This window comes from Alloalcanivorax balearicus MACL04, from assembly GCF_025532145.1.
GTDB lineage: Bacteria > Pseudomonadota > Gammaproteobacteria > Pseudomonadales > Alcanivoracaceae > Alloalcanivorax > Alloalcanivorax balearicus.
Map to the genome: position 1 here is coordinate 316,097 of NZ_ARXS01000001.1, position 17,721 is coordinate 333,817.

Below are 17,721 nucleotides of genomic sequence, written 5' to 3' on the forward strand. Positions count from 1 at the left end.
GTCTCCACCTGACGAACCCAAGACGCGCATAGCTATTTTTGCAGCAAGTCCCCCAGAAACTCCGACTCCGGCTTCACCGCAGAAACATACAATTGATCGCGGGCGCGGGTGCAAGCCACATATAGCAACTGGCGCTCGGTGTTGTAGATTTCTGTCAGCTCGGCCTCGTCAGCAGCAGTGTCGATGCGCACCTGTGAAGGAATGATTTCATCATCGCAAGCCATCACCGCGACCACACGGAATTCCATGCCCTTAGCCAAATGCATGGTGGTGATGCTAACAAAGCCCTCTTCTGTTGCCATGTCCTTGCCAAGCACGCGCCCCTGCAGTCCAGCAGCCTTTACTGCCGCCTGTGCGCGAGATAGTTCGCTTTCTGATCGGACGAAGACACCGATTTCCTGCGGCAGCACGCCACTGCTATTGCATTGCTTCAACCATGTACCGACGGCTTGGATTTCCGCCTCGGCATGGGTATAGCTGTAGATGATCGGCTCCGGCCCATTGAACACGGAAATGGTGCCCTTGCGACTTTCGATGTTTCCGTCCACATCGGACACCTCAGGGCCGAGCAGAAGGTCGGCCTGCGAGCGAATCTGATGTGAGGTGCGGTAGTTGATCTTGAGCGTGCGCGAACGGCCACGGACTTCCACACCCTGGGATTTCCACGAGAACGGCGTTTGGAAGATGCGTTGGCCGAGATCACCGGCGAAGAAGAGTGCATTGGCGCGGTTACCCGCAATCGCTGCGAGGAAACGCAATTGTTGTACGGTGATATCCTGTGCTTCGTCGACCACGATGTAATCGAATACCGGATGTTTGCGTTTGGACATAGCCTCGGCAAGCCTGGCGAACATTTCGGCAGTAGTAATCTTGCCGGCCTGTTTCAATTGCGCCTGTACTTGGGCAAATGCCTGCCAATACAAAGCGCGTTGTGCTTCCGCCAGGCGCGTCTTGCGGCCCAGCCGCCTGGCGTCCCGGTAAGTCTCCCAATCATCGATCTGCCAAGCATCCACGACATCCTCCCATTCGGACATCAGGAATGCCGCGTTAGCTTTCAGGCCATCTACCTGCATCGCAGCTGTCTTCAGCAGTTCGGAAATTTCATCTCGGCTAGCGAATACCGGTTTGCCGAATTCCGCCGAATACAAGCGAATGCCGATGGCCTCCATAGCGGCCACGTCAATACGTTCGCCGAGCTTGGGAGTGTTCCAGATAAGCCGATAGAGGTTGCCGCGTAGGGCATTGGCCAAGGTGTCCGAAAACGTGGACAACAGAACCCGCGCATCTTCGTCCTCCTGCGCCAGATGTACGGCCCGGTGCAAGGCGACCACGGTCTTGCCGGTGCCAGCCGAGCCAGACACACGCGCCGCACCGTTATAATAACGCTCAACCAGTTGGCGCTGCGCCGGATGGAGGAACACCGTCCACTTGTCCCACGGGTATTCCAGGGCGCGGATCAGTTCGTCCACATCAGACATGACACGGAAGCGGCGTTGCGCATCCGGGTGCTGGAATGGATCTGTTCCTTCGCCCGCCACTTCCGGCAATGTCGGCGTGCCGCCGGTCGCCAGTTCGAGCAGAGCTTCAGATGCTTCGGCAGGGAGGTGGTCAGACAGCTCTAGCAGCACATCTTCATCGGCCGCTTTTACATCGGCAAGCCATTCCTGCGGCACACCATAAGCCAACAGTTGCGAGTCGTCGTATTGTGAGAACAGTTTTGGCTTCTGCGCGGCCGGTGTGTTGTCTTCAACATATTTGGGAACGAGGTTTTCTTCGACACGTTCGCGGATTTCGACGAGTTGTGCTGCGCCGGTGGTTGGATGCACTTCCAGCTTGCGGCGCTCCGCCCATTGGTAGGCCTTGTCGTGATGATCGACATAGCACAACAACAGGCTGCCTGCCGTCTTGTGAACGATCAGACGGATATCGCGACTGACACGTACCGACCAGAAATTAGGGTCTTTGGCTCTATCGAGCTTGTGAAAACTCATACCCTTGCCGGTGGGATCAACCTGCAAGTCGAATACGGTTGTCTTGGCCGCTTTTTGTTCATCGCCGGTCAGGCGGGCCAGACTGGTAGTGAAGGTGTCGGCGATGCGGAATTCCATACTCAAGTCTTCCTCTTCGGACCATCGCCGATGGTGGCCGATATTCTTTGGGTAAGTTGGTTTTTCAACTCATCAATATCTTTCCACGCGATATGGTTGTATTGGCGCGTGTCAAAGTGAACATTGCTCAGCGCATCAGCACGGCAAGTGAAAATCACTGGCATATTGAGACCATGAGCAAAACCCGCCTCGTAATAGACCCCGCCGCGTGCACCGCTATCTCCTTGCGTGAAGTCCGCGACAACGAAACGCGACCTCTTTATCTCCGCGATGATTTCGTCGTCAATTTTGTTGTTGTGATTTTTCTGATCTATCCGCATTGGCTCGTAGCCAGCATCTAGAATGGCCGGGGCAATGCCTTTTTCATACGCTTCGTTCATAGACGGGTCGAACCACATGGCAACGAATGCTTGACTCGATGCCGCACCGCTGCCATCTAGGGTTGCCATACGGGCATACCCAGGCGGCCGGAGCATCAGTTCATGAGTGTCGCTAACCTCGCTGAGAGTTCTCGGATTTTCGACGCGATGCTCAATCCATTTTTCAGAATGGGCATATTCTGCGAGGGTAATCACCTCGGAAAGTTTCCGGGAGGCCGTCCATGCCATCAGTGCATTGCCATCATCCGGCCTGCTTGTTTTTTCAGGCACACAAAACCTGACGACAGTTCCGAGTAGCTCGCTCCTGCTTGCTAGATAGCGCAACAGGTCGTCTGCCCTCTCGTGAACGACTGGGAAGCTCCAGCTCTTCAAGTCTTCAAGAGTTTGGCTGGAAATCTCTGGTCGGATGACTCCAAGCCGATGTTGCCTGACCAGCCAAGAGGTCAGAAGAACCTTTCCCTTGTCGTCCAGGTTGGCAAGCATGGCGTTCGCTGTGCCAGAGATGAAGAACTCTCCACCAGCCCTCGGTGAATCAACGGCGATGCCATCATGCCCGCCCACATCAGTAGGTGTGGCCGTGGTTCCCCAAATCGGACAAGTTGTATTCACCATCACTGCACCTTGAACACTTTCATCACCTCATCCCCCAGGTGATTGATGACCTTCACTGCAAACCGGCCGTTGCTGGGTTTTGGAAACGGGCGCGAGATATCGGAGTTGAGGGTTGCCCATGCGTCGGGATCAATTTCAGCCTTGAGGGTGGTCTTCAGCGCCTTGTACGGGTCGTTCGCACCGAGGAAGTAGGCATGGCGGACGAAGAAGGATTCTTCGTTGTAATCGGTGTCCAGGAACCAGCAGGCAATTCCGTCCGCGCCGTCGCTGCGGACTTCGCCGGTGCTGGGGTGGAATACGTCCACGCCGTTGATGCGCACCACCAGTTGTCCATCGGCGGGTACCTCGATGACGTCGCGCTTGCCGTCGTATTTGCGGATGCTGCGGCCCTGGGTGTCCAGCACGTCCACATCCGGCTCACCGAAAATGACAAACAGATTGCCCTTGCCGGTGTTCTTCAGGTCTTCGGCCATATGCAGGTCGGCGTTCATGCGTGCCTTGAGCACGTTGATGCGGCCCAATTTGCTGAATTCACTGGCCGGTGCGTCGTAGTTGAAGGCGCAAGCGATGAGGACGTCGAAATTGGCATCACCAGCCTCGCGGGCGGCATCGACCAGGTCTGCGCGGGTGACGGTGCCGAATTCCGGGCCGATAAAGATGGCAGCGCGTTTGAGTGCGCCGGTCTCGTCCTGATAGCTGCCCTCAGCGCAAACCAGTTCCCCAGGCCACGGCACCAGCGCGGTGAATTCGATCTTGTCGGCCTTGTGCGCCTGCTGCACACCAGCGGTGCGGAGGTTGGCCAGGATCAGGCTGGCGAAGTCTTGGCCGTATTCTTCTTGGGCCTCGGCCACATGGTCGATCAGGTTATCTTCCTCGTCCACGCCCAGCACGCGATGCGGTGACAGCGATTCAACAGTGAAGGGCCCGGCTACGCGTACCTTCTTCTTATCCTCATACGGCTTGTCGTAGAGATATTCGAAATTGGCCTTGGCGGCGATGGAGGTATCAATTTCTTGCTGCCGGGCGATACGTTGCTGCCACCAGTCGGTGTGTAGCGCTTTCGCGGTATCGCTCCACTCGGTATCGGCTTCACGCGGAATTTCCCATTCCTGCCACTGTTCACCGGTTTCCTTATTGAGTTTTTCGCGCAGTGGCTCCAGCACGGTCAGGAAGTTATCCCAGATAACGTCGATCTCGGTGTTGTTGGCGATGGATTTGAGGGTGATATGTGGCACGCGCTCATAGACAAAGCCGTGGGCGATATTGCCGTAAGTGGGTTGGCTGGATGGCGCGCTGCGGGTGACCTCGGCTTCCTTCTGCTGACCTTCTTTACTGTCAGCGAGCAGATAGTACGGATAACGCGCACCCATAATGCGAGCACGGGCCAGCGCCAGAGCGACGCGACTGGTGTCGACGGTGATCCAGCGGCGGCCCCATTGTTCGGCGACATAGGCGGTGGTGCCGGAGCCACAGGTGGGGTCCAGCACGAGATCGCCAGGGTCGGTTGCCATCAGAATGCAGCGTTGGATAATTCGAGAGACTGTTTGAACGACATAAACCTTATCGCGCTCGGCAGTTCCCATTGTATCGGTCCACATATTAGTGACTGGCGTGGCAGCAAAGTCATCTAGAAAGAGGCGATAGTTGGCAAAAGTCCTGGTGAGAAAAATCCGTCCTGCTTTGCCGGTTCGGTTTAGGCCCTCTAGTGTCGTTTTCCAGTGTTGATTAGGCTTATGGTTGAGTGTTCGATTCTCAAACGTGAACGAAAACGGATTTGTCGGAGCTCCATCTGATGTCAATGGAGCGCCGAGGAACAAGCGTGCTCCTTCGGGGAGCTGGAGATTGCCTTCATCATCTGAAAATTTGGATGAAGGAACGGCCTCACCATTAGGAAGCAAGCATGACTTGTATCTTTCCCCTGATCCTTCTCCATAGACTTTTTGCTCGAATAATGCGCGATATTTTAAGGAAGCTTTCTTCTTTGCATACCAAACAACATAGTCACAAATTGAAGCAACTGAACTCGCATCAAAGCCCCCGGTTTTTTTAAACTGAATTAGAGCAACAAAATTTTCGTCGCCGAAAACTTCGTCCATCACCGCCCTAACGCGATGCACATTCTCATCGCCGATCTGCACGAAGATCGACCCGGATTCGGTCAACAAATCCCGCGCCACTATCAGCCGGTCGCGCAAATAAGTCAGATACGAATGAATGCCGTCGCGCCAAGTATCCCGGAACGCCTTCACCTGTTCCGGCTCGCGAGTGATATGTGTAGCATTGCCGTCCTTCACATCTCGGCTGGTGGTTGACCACTGGAAATTGCTGTTGAATTTGATGCCGTACGGCGGATCGAAATAAATGCACTGCACCTTGCCGCGCAAACCCTCGCGCTCGGCCAGGCTGCCCATCACTTGCAAGGAATCGCCCAGGATCATCCGGTTCTGCCAGTGCCCCTCGTGCTGGTAGAACTCCGTGCGGTCTGCGCCTTCTGGCAGGCCGTTGAAGTCGCCGAACAAATCGAGCGAGTCCTGTTGCGGCGCGGCAGCTTCGCGTTGCTCTTCGGTCTGACGGCGCAGGTCGTCGATCAGTGCCTTGGGTTTAACCTTCTCCTGGATATAGAGCGGCGGTGCGTTGACGACTAGATCTGACCAGTCCTGCTGGTCCTTGCCGCGCCAGATGAGTTGCGGGTCAAGATCGCGGTTAAGCCGCTGCTGGAATTCCGGGGAAGCCTTTCCCGCGTTATGCAGAGTGCACAGCTCCTCCAGCCATTGCCGATTGGCCCGTGGGTAGGCTACCTGCACCGGCGCCTGTTCATGCTGCTGCATCACCGACTGATGCTCCACGGTCGGAATGTTTTTGCGTTTGGCCCCAGTGTGTGTGATCTGTTCGATACTCTTGGCCGGCTTCTGTTTTTTCTTAGCTGCCATCTCAGTTTTCCTTGTTTCCCGGCGCGGGCACAGCCGCTTCAATCATTTGGTTGAATTTCGCCTCGACCTCTTTGGCGAAGTCTTCCTGCATTTCGTACACGTCGCCAAACTCGGCGAAGGCCCAGCGCCCGTGTGTGCCAAGGTGGTTCACGCCGGGAATCCAGTAGGTATCCATGGTGGACTTTTTCTCTTTTGCGTCTTCGCCTCGGTAGCCCTTGATCTCAACGATCAGGTTCAGTGGGTCGCCCTTGCAGTGACCATCATCCACTTGCACGATGAAGTCCGGGATGTAGAGGCGATTGGCCGAGCCAAAGCGGTAAGGCACTTCCAGCCCGAGGTTGTGGTTCTTTGTGTAGCCCAGCACCCTGGGGTGCGATTCGGCAACGCGGCAAAACTCACCTTCCCAGCCACTGTCCAGGATCACCCAGTTGACCTGATTCTTCGGCTGGTTCTCCACGCCGAGGGTTTCCCAGCGTTCATTGCCCGGGCGCGAGGTGTTGAAGCGTACGTGCGCGGTACTGCCTGTCGGGTTGAATGGATCGAGGATGGCCTTGACCTGCCGACCCTTTTTCAGTTCCTTCGCGGTGATGCCCTTGGTGATGCGCTGGCAGGCCATGTCAGCCAGCTCGCGGTACATCAACTGCGCCGGGTAGGTGCCTCCCTTACATTCCAGGCACTCGTCCAGCCACTGGCGCACGATGCGCTTGAGCTGACCGAACAGGGCAATCGGCGCCTCCTCACCTTGATCACGCCATTGCTGAAACAGCAGATGCTTGGTCAGTTCCATCAGCAGGGTGGACTGACGTACGTCTCCCAGATGCTTGATATCCAGCTCCACCGCTTCGCCGATGATACCGGCGTTGTGGGTCTTGGTCGCACCGACCATGTCCGGTGTCAGGGCGAGGTGGTGGTCGTTGTTGAATTCGGCTTCGAGTTGTTCTTCCGGCAGCTCAACGCGATAGCCCTGCACACGAGGAAAGCGGATTTCCAAATGATCGCGTTCCGGGCGCAGCGCCTTGACCATGACGGTTTCGCGAGGTTTGGGCGGCGTGACGATGACTGGCTTGGCCGTGAAGTCGAAGGGAATGCCGAATACGTCGGCGTACTCCACGTCGAAGAGACCTTGTTCGTTCAATTCATAGGACTGACGGCGCAAGGCACGGCCAATCACCTGTTCGCACAACAACTGGGTGCCGAACGCACGCACCCCGAGGATGTGGGTAACGGTATTGGCATCCCAACCTTCCGTGAGCATGGACACCGACACCACGCAGCGAATTTGTTCGCCCAAGCGGCCCTGCTTGCCAACGGTATTCATTACCTCGCGCAGCAAGTCGCTGTCGCTCAGGTTCTCAGCCTGGCGGCGATTACCCGTGCGCTCAATAATCTCTCGCTTGAAGCGTTCGATCTCGTCGGCGGCCATGCCCCGGAAGTTATCATCCAGCGCCTCGCCAGATTCTAGCTGCTCGCTATCGATCAGCAAGGTGTTCGGGCGCGCCAGCGGCTCACCATGCTCGTCGAAGTTGCGGAACAGCTCCAACCGGCCAGGCACACGCGTGATGGAGCCATCTTCATTCGTGCGCTCAAAACCCGAGATGTAGTCAAACACCAACTTGGACGTTGCGGTATTGTTACACACCACGATGAAGCATGGCGGCACATGAATGCCTGCCTGCTTCCAGGCTTCAAAGGTTTTGAGGTAGTGGCCGTACAGGGCTTCCAGCGCCGTCTGCAATTCCACCGGGATGGCCAAGGGATCGAGCTGGGCGTTCTTGCGACGTCCCTTCTTCGGCATCTTCTTGCCGATGTGCTTCCAGAGTTCGCGGTAGATGGGCATTTCCGCACCGGGGATGTTGTCGGCCACCGGCACGCGCGGCAATTTGACGATGCCGCATTCGATGGCGTCCATCAGCGAGAAGTCGCTCATCGTCCAGGGAAACAACGTGCCTTCCACATAGCCGGAACCGGCCAGAAAGAAAGGCGTGGCCGACAGGTCGATCACCTGCTGCAGACCAAGCTTGCGGTTTACCGCATCCAGGCCGGAAATCCACAGGCGCGCGGCTTCGTTCTCGTCCTTGACGTGTTCCTTGGCGGCTTTCAGGTCATCACCGGTCAGCGGATTGCCCTTATCGTCGATGAAATCGTCATCGGAAGCGGGTTTTTCCCGGTAGCAGTGATGCGCCTCGTCGTTGATAACGAGGATGTTCTTCAACCCCATCAGTTCCGGCATGACCCGCTGGAGCATCTGGCCTTCGGTTTCCAGCGTGTTCAAGTCGTCTCCGGTACGGCCCTTGAGCAGAGCTCGTCCCGCAGGTTTTAGGGCATTTTTGCCGTCGCTTCCGGCAAATAATTTTTCACGCAGCTTGAACGCGTGGTAGTTGGTGATGACGACCTTGGCCTTGTCCAGATCGGCCAGCATGTCGCGCGGCACGATCTCGCGGCTGGCATAGTAACTATCCGCATCATTGGGTAGCAGCACGCGCAGGCGATCCTTGATGGTCAGGCCGGGAGCAACCAGCAGGAAACCACGGGTGAATTTCTTGCTTTGTGGGTGACGCACGGCATTGACCGTCTGCCACGCGATAAGCATGGCCATGACCGTGGTCTTACCAGCACCAGTGGCCAGCTTCAACGCCAGGCGCATCAGGCCGGGATTAGCTTCGTTGCTCGCTTTCTTCAGGTGATCGAGGAAGCGCTCACCATTCTTGCCTAGCTGCGGGGCGACTTCGGTCAGCCAGATGGCAGTCTCGGCCGCTTCGACCTGGCAGAAGAACGGGCGTATTCCGGCGAACTTGTGGTTGCGCCAGTGCTCCAGCAGGCGGGCCGTTTCGGGGCTGACGCGCCAATGTGACGGTGGCAGCTTACGCCAGGCGTCCACCTCCTGCCGGACAGCATTGATGATGGCGGTGTGGTCATAAGCCTGTTCATCAGTGGACAGGCCCTTGCCCTCATCAAACAACAGCCCAGTCTGCTCTTGCTCGCCTTTCTTCTTGCGCGGTTTGGGGATTGGCGTGATGAAGTCGGCACGGCGGCGGCTGGGAACAATTTTCTGTGTCGGCTGGCCGCTGTCATCCAGTTCCCAATGCTGGGCCGGATATTCATACGGCGAGTTCAGAATGGGTTGGGCGAAAAACTGATCACTCACTTCTTTAGTCCCCTGATATTTAGGCTGTTTTGAGGCAATTCAAAGCATGAAGCCGCGATCCTCAGCCGTGCCCCTGGCCGGACGGTTTGCTTCAGGTCGTCACCTGGCGAGCGACGGATGTCGTTGATCAACTCCCTCATAATCCCCTCACACCTGCTTTGACCCATTTCGCCCCCCGTCCTTTGCCTGTTGACTCTATTAACCCTTCTGATTTCATCGCCCGCAGCACCAGCCTCACCATGTCTCGACTCACGCCCGGGCAGGCTTCCTCGATCTCGGAAATAGAGAACGGTAGAGTGCGTCCCAGGACTTCCGCCCGCACCCGGTCACCTTTGCTGCCTCGTCCCTGCTCGATGGTGCCGACACGTTCCTCGAACTCACGGTAGGCCCGCAGCAAGGTACCCCAGAAATAGTCAAGCCAGGGCTTGACGTCGTGCTGCCCCTGATGCCATCCCTGCGAACTGGCTTCCAGCGTCTCGTAATAGCCTTCCTTGGTTTCCTCGAAGATGCGTTCAAGGCTGATGTAACGGCCCACGGCATAGTCGAAGTGGTAGAGCAGCAACAGGGTCAGCAGGCGGGACATGCGACCGTTGCCATCCGAAAAGGGATGGATGCACAGGAAGTCGAGCATCGCCAGCGGCACCAGCACCAGCGGGTCCGCCAGGTGCTGGTCCAGCGCGGTAGCGTAGCGCCCGGTCAGATCGGCCATGGCCATCGGCGTCAGATGCGCGGCGACCGGCTGGAAGCGCAGACGCGAGGTGCCATCCGGGTGACGTTCGATGATGTCGTTGTTGGTGGCCTTCCAGCGTCCGCCTGCCTGTGGCATATAGCGGTAAAGCAGGGTGTGCAGTTGCAGCACTACACCCTCATTGAATGGCATGTGCGCAGCGGACTCGTGGATTAGTGCCAAAGCATCACGGTAGCCAGTGATCTCTTGCTCAGAGCGGTTTTTCGGCGCCGCATTGCGGATGACCAGGGACTTCAGCCGTGAGGGAGCCACGACAACGCCTTCCAGGCGATTGGACGACTCGGTGGATTCCACCACCGCAATCTGGAGTAAGCCTTTTAGTGCTTCAGGCGACTGCGCGGCATAGAGCTGTTGCTTGCCCTGGTACTCGCCCAGTGAGCGCAACGTGGCCGCCTGGTTGCCATCGAAGCGAAGTGCGGTGAGGTATTCGGGTGTGAGCGAGTGCATGAAAATGTAAGCCTAGCTGTCTAAATGGGGTAATCGTATCTTTTAAACAGGGTATTTTCTACAAAAATACCTCATTACTATTGGTTAACTACCCCATTTATTGGACATAAGGCAGTTCATGAAGGGCAGGCGGGGGAAGAGAATGGGCGACTGGAATCTTGAGAAAATAGGTAATTAAAGAAAAATTACCCTATTTAATCCATTCATTACCCTATTTCCAGCGTCCAGCCTTCGGTAAAGGCAAATGGCAAGGGAATGGCCACTTAATGGTCAAAGGCCTACCCGGAAAAGGAAAAAGGCCTCCATCACACCCTCTCCAGATCAACCACCAGATTGCTGGTCGGTGCCAACCCATCAATGAAATCCGCCCAGGCCTGCAGCATCTCTTTCCGCTGTTCCGCATACTCCGCCCGGTTGTAAACCCCGCGCACGCCGCCAATGGTGTGGTTGAGGGCTTTTTCCACTACGTCGGACGGCCAACCCTGTTCGTGCAGCAGGGTGGAGGCGGTGCGGCGCAGGTCGTGGATGGTGAAGGCGGGGATGTCCTGGTCCTGCAGGGAGACCTTGAGGGCGGAGTTCAAGGCGTTGTGGGCAAAGGGTTTGCTGAGGGTGCCGCGGCCGGGCATGACCCAGTCGCTGGTGCTGGCCAGGGTTTTGAGTTCGCGGAACAGCATGGCCGCCTGGGTGGACAGGTAGACGATGTGCGGTTTGCCGGTTTTGGAGTTTTCCACCGGGATGTGCCATTCATGCTGGTCCAGATGCACGTCTTTCCACTGGGCCTGTAGCAGTTCGGATTTGCGCACCAGGGTCATGAGGATCAGTTGCAGGGCGATCTTGAACTGGCGGCGGATGTTGGACTGTTGCATGGCGCGCAGGAAGCGGCGGATTTCGTCTTCGGTCAAGGCGCGTTCGCGGGCCTGGGCGCGGTAGACGTGGCGCATGGGCAGGGCCATGACGGGGTTGGCCTGGATCAGGCCGCAGGTGAGGGCGTAGTCCAGCATGCGTTTGAGCAGGCCGCGAATCTGGCCGGCGGCGGCGTCGAAGCCCTGATCCTTTTTGCGCCAGATAACGCTGCGCATGTCCTCGGCGGTGATGTCCTTGATCGGTTTGCTGCCGATGTGGGGGAGGATGTCCTTGTCCAGGTAGCGGCGGGGGATGGTGGTGTTCTTGCGGTCGCGCTGCTGGATGTCCCTGAAGAAGCGTTCGGCGAATTCGGCGACGGTGGTGTTCTCGCCGCCGGCGACTTTGGCCTGTTGTTTCTTTTTGGCTGGGGATTCACCCATGGCCACCAGTTGGGCGGCTTCGTCGCGTTTGAGGCGGGCGTTTTTGAGGGTGAGGTCCGGGTATTTGCCCAGGGTGAGCTTTTCCCGTTTGCCATTCAGCCGGTAGCGATAGCGCCAAACGATGCTGCCGGTGGTCAGCACCTCGACATAGAGCCCCCGGTCATCGGTGACGGTGTAGGGCGCTTCCTTGGGTTTGAGCGCCTTGAGTGCGGTGTCGGTCAGAGCCATGGTCCCACCTTTTGGGTCCATGAAAGCTCAACTGCCTTGCTTTTCGGGTTATTTGGACCCATTCATGGACCCGAAAAGTGTTGGATCTGACTATAACACCAAATTGCTCAATAGAACAAAAATGCTTTATTTGTAGGGTAAAATGGATTTTGGAAGACTTTGGTGGAACTCACTGGAACCCGAATTACTTCCCGATGCAGAACGACGAGAAAATCCGCCCCAGAAGATCGTCGGCGGTAAAGACCCCGGTGATGTCTTCAAGGGCTTTCTGCGCGGAGCGCAGGTCCTCGGCAAGCAATTCGCCAGCAGCATGGTCGCCCAGCTGGCGCTGGCCTTTATCGAGCGCGGCCAGGGCCTGCTCCAGGGCGGTGATGTGGCGGCGGCGGGCGGAAAACGGGCTTTCGTCGGTACTCTGGTAACCGGCCACGGCTTTCAAGTGATCGCGCAGTGCGTCCAGCCCCTCTCCCGAGGTGGCGGAAATCACAAAGGTGTCCGGGTTGCCCGCCAGGGGGCCGGGCTCCAGCCCGCTGAGATCGGCCTTGTTGAGGACGATGGTGACCGGCAGTTCCAGATTTTCCAGTTGTTTCTGACTGTCTGGCAGCAGCAGGGCGGGCTCCTTCAGGGATTCGGTTCCGGTTTGCGAATCCACCACCACCAGCAGCCGGTCCGCCTTGCGCATCTCCTCGTACGCCCGGCGAATCCCCTCTTGCTCCACCCGGTCCGGACTTTCACGCAGCCCGGCGGTGTCGATCACATTCAACGGCAGGCCGTCGATCTGGATCGATTCACGCAGCACATCCCGGGTGGTGCCGGGCACTTCGGTAACGATGGCGGCATCGAAACCGGCCAGGCGGTTCATTAGGGAAGATTTGCCGGCATTGGGACGCCCGGCGATGACCAGGGTCAGCCCTTCACGGACCAGGCGCCCCTGGCGGGCGGTGGCGAGTACCCGGTTCACTTGCGCCAACAATGTCCGCAGGTCGGCGGCCACCCTCCCATCGGAGAGAAAGTCAATCTCCTCCTCGGGAAAATCGATGGCGGCTTCCACATAGATGCGCAGTTGAATCAACTGCTCCACCAACCGATTCACTTCCTCGGAGAACGCCCCTTGAAGGGAGCGCAGAGCGGCGCGAGCCGAAGCCTGGGTGCCGGCATCGACCAGATCGGCGATGGCTTCCGCCTGGGCCAGGTCCAGTTTGTCGTTCAAGAACGCCCGCTGTGAGAATTCACCGGGCCGGGCCTGACGGGCCCCATGGTAAAGGCAAGCACGTACCAGCATATCCAGCACTACCGGGCCGCCATGCCCCTGGAATTCCACCACGTCTTCTCCGGTGAAGGAGCCGGGGCCGGGGAACGATAACACCAGCCCCTCATCGATGACCTCTCCCCGTTCATCTCGAAAACGGCGGAAATGAGCCTGACGCGGCTGTAATGGCCGGTCGCCGACCACGCCAGCGGCGATTTCCAACGCGCGATCACCGGAAAGCCGCACCACACCAACACCGCCACGGCCAGGGGCAGTGGCGATGGCGACGATGGTATCGGAATCAGTGGCGGACATGGCGTACTTACCCGGAACCGGAATCACAAAGGGGGCCAACGGCCCCCTTTGTCATCACTCCCGCTCGATTCGGCGGGTAATGATGTATTGCTGGCCGATGGACAACAGGTTGTTGGTCAGCCAGTAGAGTACCAGACCCGCCGGGAACCACAGCATGAAGACCGAGAAGATCACCGGCATCCATTTCATTACCTGGGCCTGGGTGGGGTCCGCCGGCGTCGGATTCAGACGGGTCTGCAGGAACATGGACGCGCCCATCAGAATCGGCAAGACGAAGTACGGGTCCATGACCGACAAATCCTGGATCCACAGGAAGAACGGCGCCTGACGCAACTCCACGGATTCCAGCAGCACATAGTACAGGGCGATGAACACCGGCATCTGCACCAGAATCGGCAAGCAACCGCCGAGCGGGTTGATCTTTTCCCGCTGGAACAGCTTCATGGTCTCCATTTGCTGTTTCTGCTTGTCGCTCTTGTGCTCTTCACGGATGCGCTGCATCTCCGGGGCCACCTTCCGCATCTTGGCCATGGAGCGGTAGCTGGTGGCACTGAGCTTGAAGAACAGCGCCTTGATGACGAAGGTCAGCAGGATAATCGCCACACCCCAGTTGCCCACACCGGCGCCAATATCCATATTCAGACCGAAGATGGAGAGCTTGCCGCTTTGCAGGAACACCAGCAGAGCAAAGATTGGCTGGGACAGGAACCACAACCAGCCGTAGTCCACGGTCATGTTCAACCCGGGGCTGATGGCTTCCAGGTGATCCTGGATTTTCGGGCCGGCATAGAACTCGGCGTACATTTGTCCGGTTTCGCCAGGCGCCACTTTCTGGCCCTGGGACACGAAACGCAGCAGGTACTGATCCCGGTTCTTCTGGTACACCGTGGAATAGCTCTGCTGCAGTTGCGGATCAGGAATCCAGGCGGACAGGAAGTAGTGCTGAACCATGGCGATCCAGCCGCCTTCCTGCGTGGTGCTCAGGGCGGATTCTTCCATATCGCCGAATTTCAGCTTGTTGTACGGCTTTTCGCTGGACCAGTAGGCGGCGCCCAGATAGGTGGGCATGGGCGCGAACCCCTGCTTGGACAAGCCCGGATCGTCACCACCATCCCGTTTGATTTGGCCGTAGAGCTGGCCGCTCCAGGTTTCTCCGCTGTTGTTCTCGACAATGTGGGTTACCCGTACCAGGTAACTGCCACGCTCGAATGTGTAGCGCTTGGTGATCTTGGCGCCATTGTCCTGGGTCAGCGTCAGATCCACGTTCAGTTCATGAGCGTCGCCCATCTGGTAGCTCTGCTCGGCACTGCTCCACACCGGACGGCCGGAAGCGGAATCGGTGCCATTGGCGCCGATCAGACCTGTCTGAGCCACGTAGGTGCGTGAGGAGGTGTTCTCCAGCAGCACAAACGGCTGATCCGGCGTGTCGGCGTGGCGAGGATAAGCCGGCAGGCTCAAGCGTACGATGTCGCCGCCACGGGGATCGATTTCCAGGTTCAGCACATCGGTGGCGACATGAATGGCACCGCCACTTTGCGCTTTGTTGTCCGGAATGCTGTCGCTCACTTCTCCGCCGGGAATGGAGGATGCCGTCGGGTCGGTATGCTCCTGCGGATCGGGCACCAGGTCGTTACCCGTGGTATTGGCGTTGGCATCGGTGTTATTGCCCGCCACTTGCTCGCTGATTTGCGGCTCGACGGTGTCCGGGGCGGCGTAGTCTCGCTGCCAGGCCTGAATCATCAGGTAGGAGACAACGGCAATGCCCGTAATGACAAGGGCTCGGGGGATATCCATAGCTTTGTATTCGGCTGGCGGAAAAGCGGGGGGCAGTTTCTCAGTCTTGCCTACGCTTGGCAAGCAGCTTGTCGAACAGCCGCGCCAACTGAGGGGTCCAGTTTTCCTTTCCGGCTGGCAGGGGCCCTCGCATCAATACCACGATATCGAGGCCGCTCAATTCGTGCTGGCGCAGACGAAATTGTTCCCGGATCCGGCGTTTCACGGCACCCCGGTCCACAGCGCGGCGAATGCGACGTTTCGCGATCACCAGACCCAGACGTGGAAAAGGTTGGTCGGTTTCCCGAGCCAACAACAGAAAACATTGCTGACCAGTGCGCCAGTCGGCTTGATCGAACACGGCCTGAAAGGCCTTGCCGTCAAGCAGCCGAAGATCACGGGAGAACCCGAATCGGGGAGAGGTATTGCTGGAGAGAGGTACTGATGGGCTCACCGTGTCTGATACCCCGGTGATGCCACCAGAAGAAACAGCGATTGGCTTATACAGCCAACCGCTTACGACCTTTGGCGCGACGAGCCGCCAGTATCTTACGTCCGTTTTTGGTAGCCATGCGAGCGCGGAAGCCGTGGTTACGTTTACGCTTCAGATTGCTCGGCTGGAATGTGCGTTTCATGGCGGCATCCCCGCTGTGGAAGTCTTAAGAGGGCGCGGATGTTAGCTCTGGCTCGTCTTCCTGTCAAGCGCTTTGCTGGGTGGGCGGGTTTGCCTATCAATATCTTTAAATATTTATTTTCTTATTTAGTGATAGTAGTTCTTATAGGCAAAGCCAATTCTGGGGATAAGCTAGAAAAGTATAAGTAGATCAGTGTGTTGCGGTGTGAGTAACCGACGTATAACTGTGTGTAACTCCTGGTGACTAAGCTGGGACAAGCTGTCCGGAATTGTGGGAGAAATGGGTTCAACCGGTTATCCCCATACTTATACGTGCCCTTGCCAACAGGCTTTCGGACGTAGTTATCCACAGCGGAAGACGGGAAAAAAAAGACCGGCTGTGCTGTGGATAGTTACACGCTCAGAGGTATAGAATGGCCCGTTCAAATTCACGGTTTCTGGCAAGGCGGGGATGTGTCCAAAACGCTTTGGAATCGCTGTTTGACGCGACTTGAGGACGAGTTGCCGTCACAGCAGTTCAATATGTGGATTCGCCCTTTGCAGGTGTCGGTGTCCGCCGATGGCGCGGAGATGACGCTGTTCGCGCCTAATCGTTTCGTGGTGGATTGGGTGCGCGACAAGTATATGGAGCGTATCGGCGAGGTCATGGGGGAGATGGAACAAGGCCCCTTGCCCCAGTTGCGTCTGGAGGTTGGCAGTTCCCGGGTGACTGAGATTATCCCCAAACGCCAGGCGCCAGAGCCTCGCCCCGCGGCAGTTCAAACGACGGAAACGCGTCCGCCACCGCCAGCTCCTCCCTCTGAGGTGGGGTTGGCGGCCAAGCACCGCAGTAACCTCAATACCGGCTTCACTTTCCCGACCTTCGTTGAGGGTAAGTCCAATCGCATGGCCTGTGCCGCTGCCCAGCAGGTGGCGGAGAACCCGGCCAGCCATGGCTATAACCCTTTGCTGCTCTACGGTGGTGTGGGGCTGGGCAAGACGCACTTGATGCATGCGGTGGGAAACGAGTTGTTGCGGCGTAATCCCAATGCCAAGGTGGTTTATCTGCATTCCGAGCGCTTTGTTGCGGATATGATTTCCGCGTTACGGAACAAGACCATCAACGAATTCAAACGGTTCTACCGATCCGTGGATGCGCTCCTGATAGATGATATTCAGTTTTTTGCTGGAAAGGAGCAGTCCCAGGAAGAATTCTTCCATACCTTCAACGCTCTGTTGGAGAATGGGCAGCAGATCATCCTGACTTGCGATAAATTTCCCAAGGAGGTGGATGGTCTGGAAGAGCGCCTCAAGAGCCGGTTCGGCTGGGGATTATCACAGCCCCTGGAGCCGCCGGAGCTGGAAACCCGGGTGGCGATCTTGAAGAAGAAGGCGGAAGAAGCCCGCATTGAGTTACCTAACGACGCGGCCTTCTTTATCGCCCAGCGTATTCGTTCCAATGTGCGGGAACTGGAAGGGGCCCTGCGCCGGGTTATTGCCCATGTGCGGTTTACCGGGGCGCAGATTGATATCGGTTTGATCAAGGAAGCCTTGAAGGATCTGATTGCGCTGCAGGCGCGGCAGATCAGTATCGATAACATTCAGCGCACCGTGGCGGAGTATTACAAGATCAAGATTCCGGATCTGCACTCGCCACGCCGCACCCGCTCGGTGGCGCGGCCAAGGCAGGTCGCCATGGCGTTGTCGAAGGAATTGACCAGCCACAGTTTGCCGGAGATTGGCGCCAGTTTTGGCGGGCGTGATCACACCACGGTGTTGCATGCTTGTCGAAAAGTGAATGAACTTCGGGAAACCAGCCCCGAAATTGAGGAAGATTACCAAAATTTGCTGAGAACTCTCACGTCTTGACGGCGCTGGGGTCGGCTCATCGAT

11 protein-coding genes are annotated in these 17,721 nt (G+C 57.5%); 1 reads left to right on the forward strand and 10 read right to left on the reverse strand.

Annotated elements, in window-relative coordinates; all coding sequences use genetic code 11:
* Positions 1-32: 32 nt before the first annotated feature.
* The 10 genes from MA04_RS01455 to rpmH all read right to left on the reverse strand — a co-directional run bounded on the left by MA04_RS01455 (position 33) and on the right by rpmH (position 15,850).
* Positions 33-2,108: a UvrD-helicase domain-containing protein gene (locus tag MA04_RS01455; protein WP_262459210.1), complete on the reverse strand. Its 2,076-nt coding sequence runs from the start codon at positions 2,106-2,108 to the stop codon at positions 33-35.
* Between the two features lie 2 nt (positions 2,109-2,110).
* Positions 2,111-3,100 (reverse strand): hypothetical protein, encoded by a 990-nt coding sequence (locus MA04_RS01460; protein WP_262459211.1) that lies wholly within the window; start codon positions 3,098-3,100, stop codon positions 2,111-2,113.
* On the reverse strand, positions 3,100-6,030 hold the full coding sequence (locus tag MA04_RS01465) for a site-specific DNA-methyltransferase (RefSeq protein WP_262459212.1): 2,931 nt from the start codon (positions 6,028-6,030) through the stop codon (positions 3,100-3,102). The genes MA04_RS01460 and MA04_RS01465 overlap by 1 nt, the downstream gene beginning before the upstream one ends.
* 1 nt (position 6,031) lies before the next feature.
* Positions 6,032-9,175, reverse strand: a complete 3,144-nt coding sequence (locus tag MA04_RS01470) for a BPTD_3080 family restriction endonuclease (RefSeq protein WP_262459213.1) — start codon at positions 9,173-9,175, stop codon at positions 6,032-6,034.
* 136 nt (positions 9,176-9,311) lie between these two features.
* Complete coding sequence (locus tag MA04_RS01475) at positions 9,312-10,370, reverse strand: Fic family protein (RefSeq protein ID WP_262459214.1); 1,059 nt, start codon at positions 10,368-10,370, stop codon at positions 9,312-9,314.
* Between the two features lie 305 nt (positions 10,371-10,675).
* Positions 10,676-11,881, reverse strand: a complete 1,206-nt coding sequence (locus MA04_RS01480) for a tyrosine-type recombinase/integrase (protein WP_262459215.1) — start codon at positions 11,879-11,881, stop codon at positions 10,676-10,678.
* A gap of 184 nt (positions 11,882-12,065) precedes the next feature.
* Entirely contained in the window at positions 12,066-13,442 is a 1,377-nt protein-coding gene (mnmE, locus tag MA04_RS01485) for a tRNA uridine-5-carboxymethylaminomethyl(34) synthesis GTPase MnmE (protein WP_262459216.1), read from the reverse strand.
* A gap of 54 nt (positions 13,443-13,496) precedes the next feature.
* Positions 13,497-15,236, reverse strand: coding sequence for a membrane protein insertase YidC (yidC, locus tag MA04_RS01490; protein WP_163124855.1), 1,740 nt, complete (start codon positions 15,234-15,236; stop codon positions 13,497-13,499).
* Between the two features lie 40 nt (positions 15,237-15,276).
* On the reverse strand, positions 15,277-15,669 hold the full coding sequence (rnpA, locus tag MA04_RS01495) for a ribonuclease P protein component (protein WP_163124853.1): 393 nt from the start codon (positions 15,667-15,669) through the stop codon (positions 15,277-15,279).
* A gap of 46 nt (positions 15,670-15,715) precedes the next feature.
* Positions 15,716-15,850, reverse strand: a complete 135-nt coding sequence (rpmH, locus tag MA04_RS01500) for a 50S ribosomal protein L34 (protein WP_081586937.1) — start codon at positions 15,848-15,850, stop codon at positions 15,716-15,718.
* A 452-nt stretch (positions 15,851-16,302) separates the two neighbouring features.
* Between rpmH and dnaA the strand changes: the two genes are divergently transcribed.
* Complete coding sequence (gene dnaA / locus MA04_RS01505; RefSeq protein ID WP_163124851.1) at positions 16,303-17,697, forward strand: chromosomal replication initiator protein DnaA; 1,395 nt, start codon at positions 16,303-16,305, stop codon at positions 17,695-17,697.
* Positions 17,698-17,721: the final 24 nt, after the last annotated feature.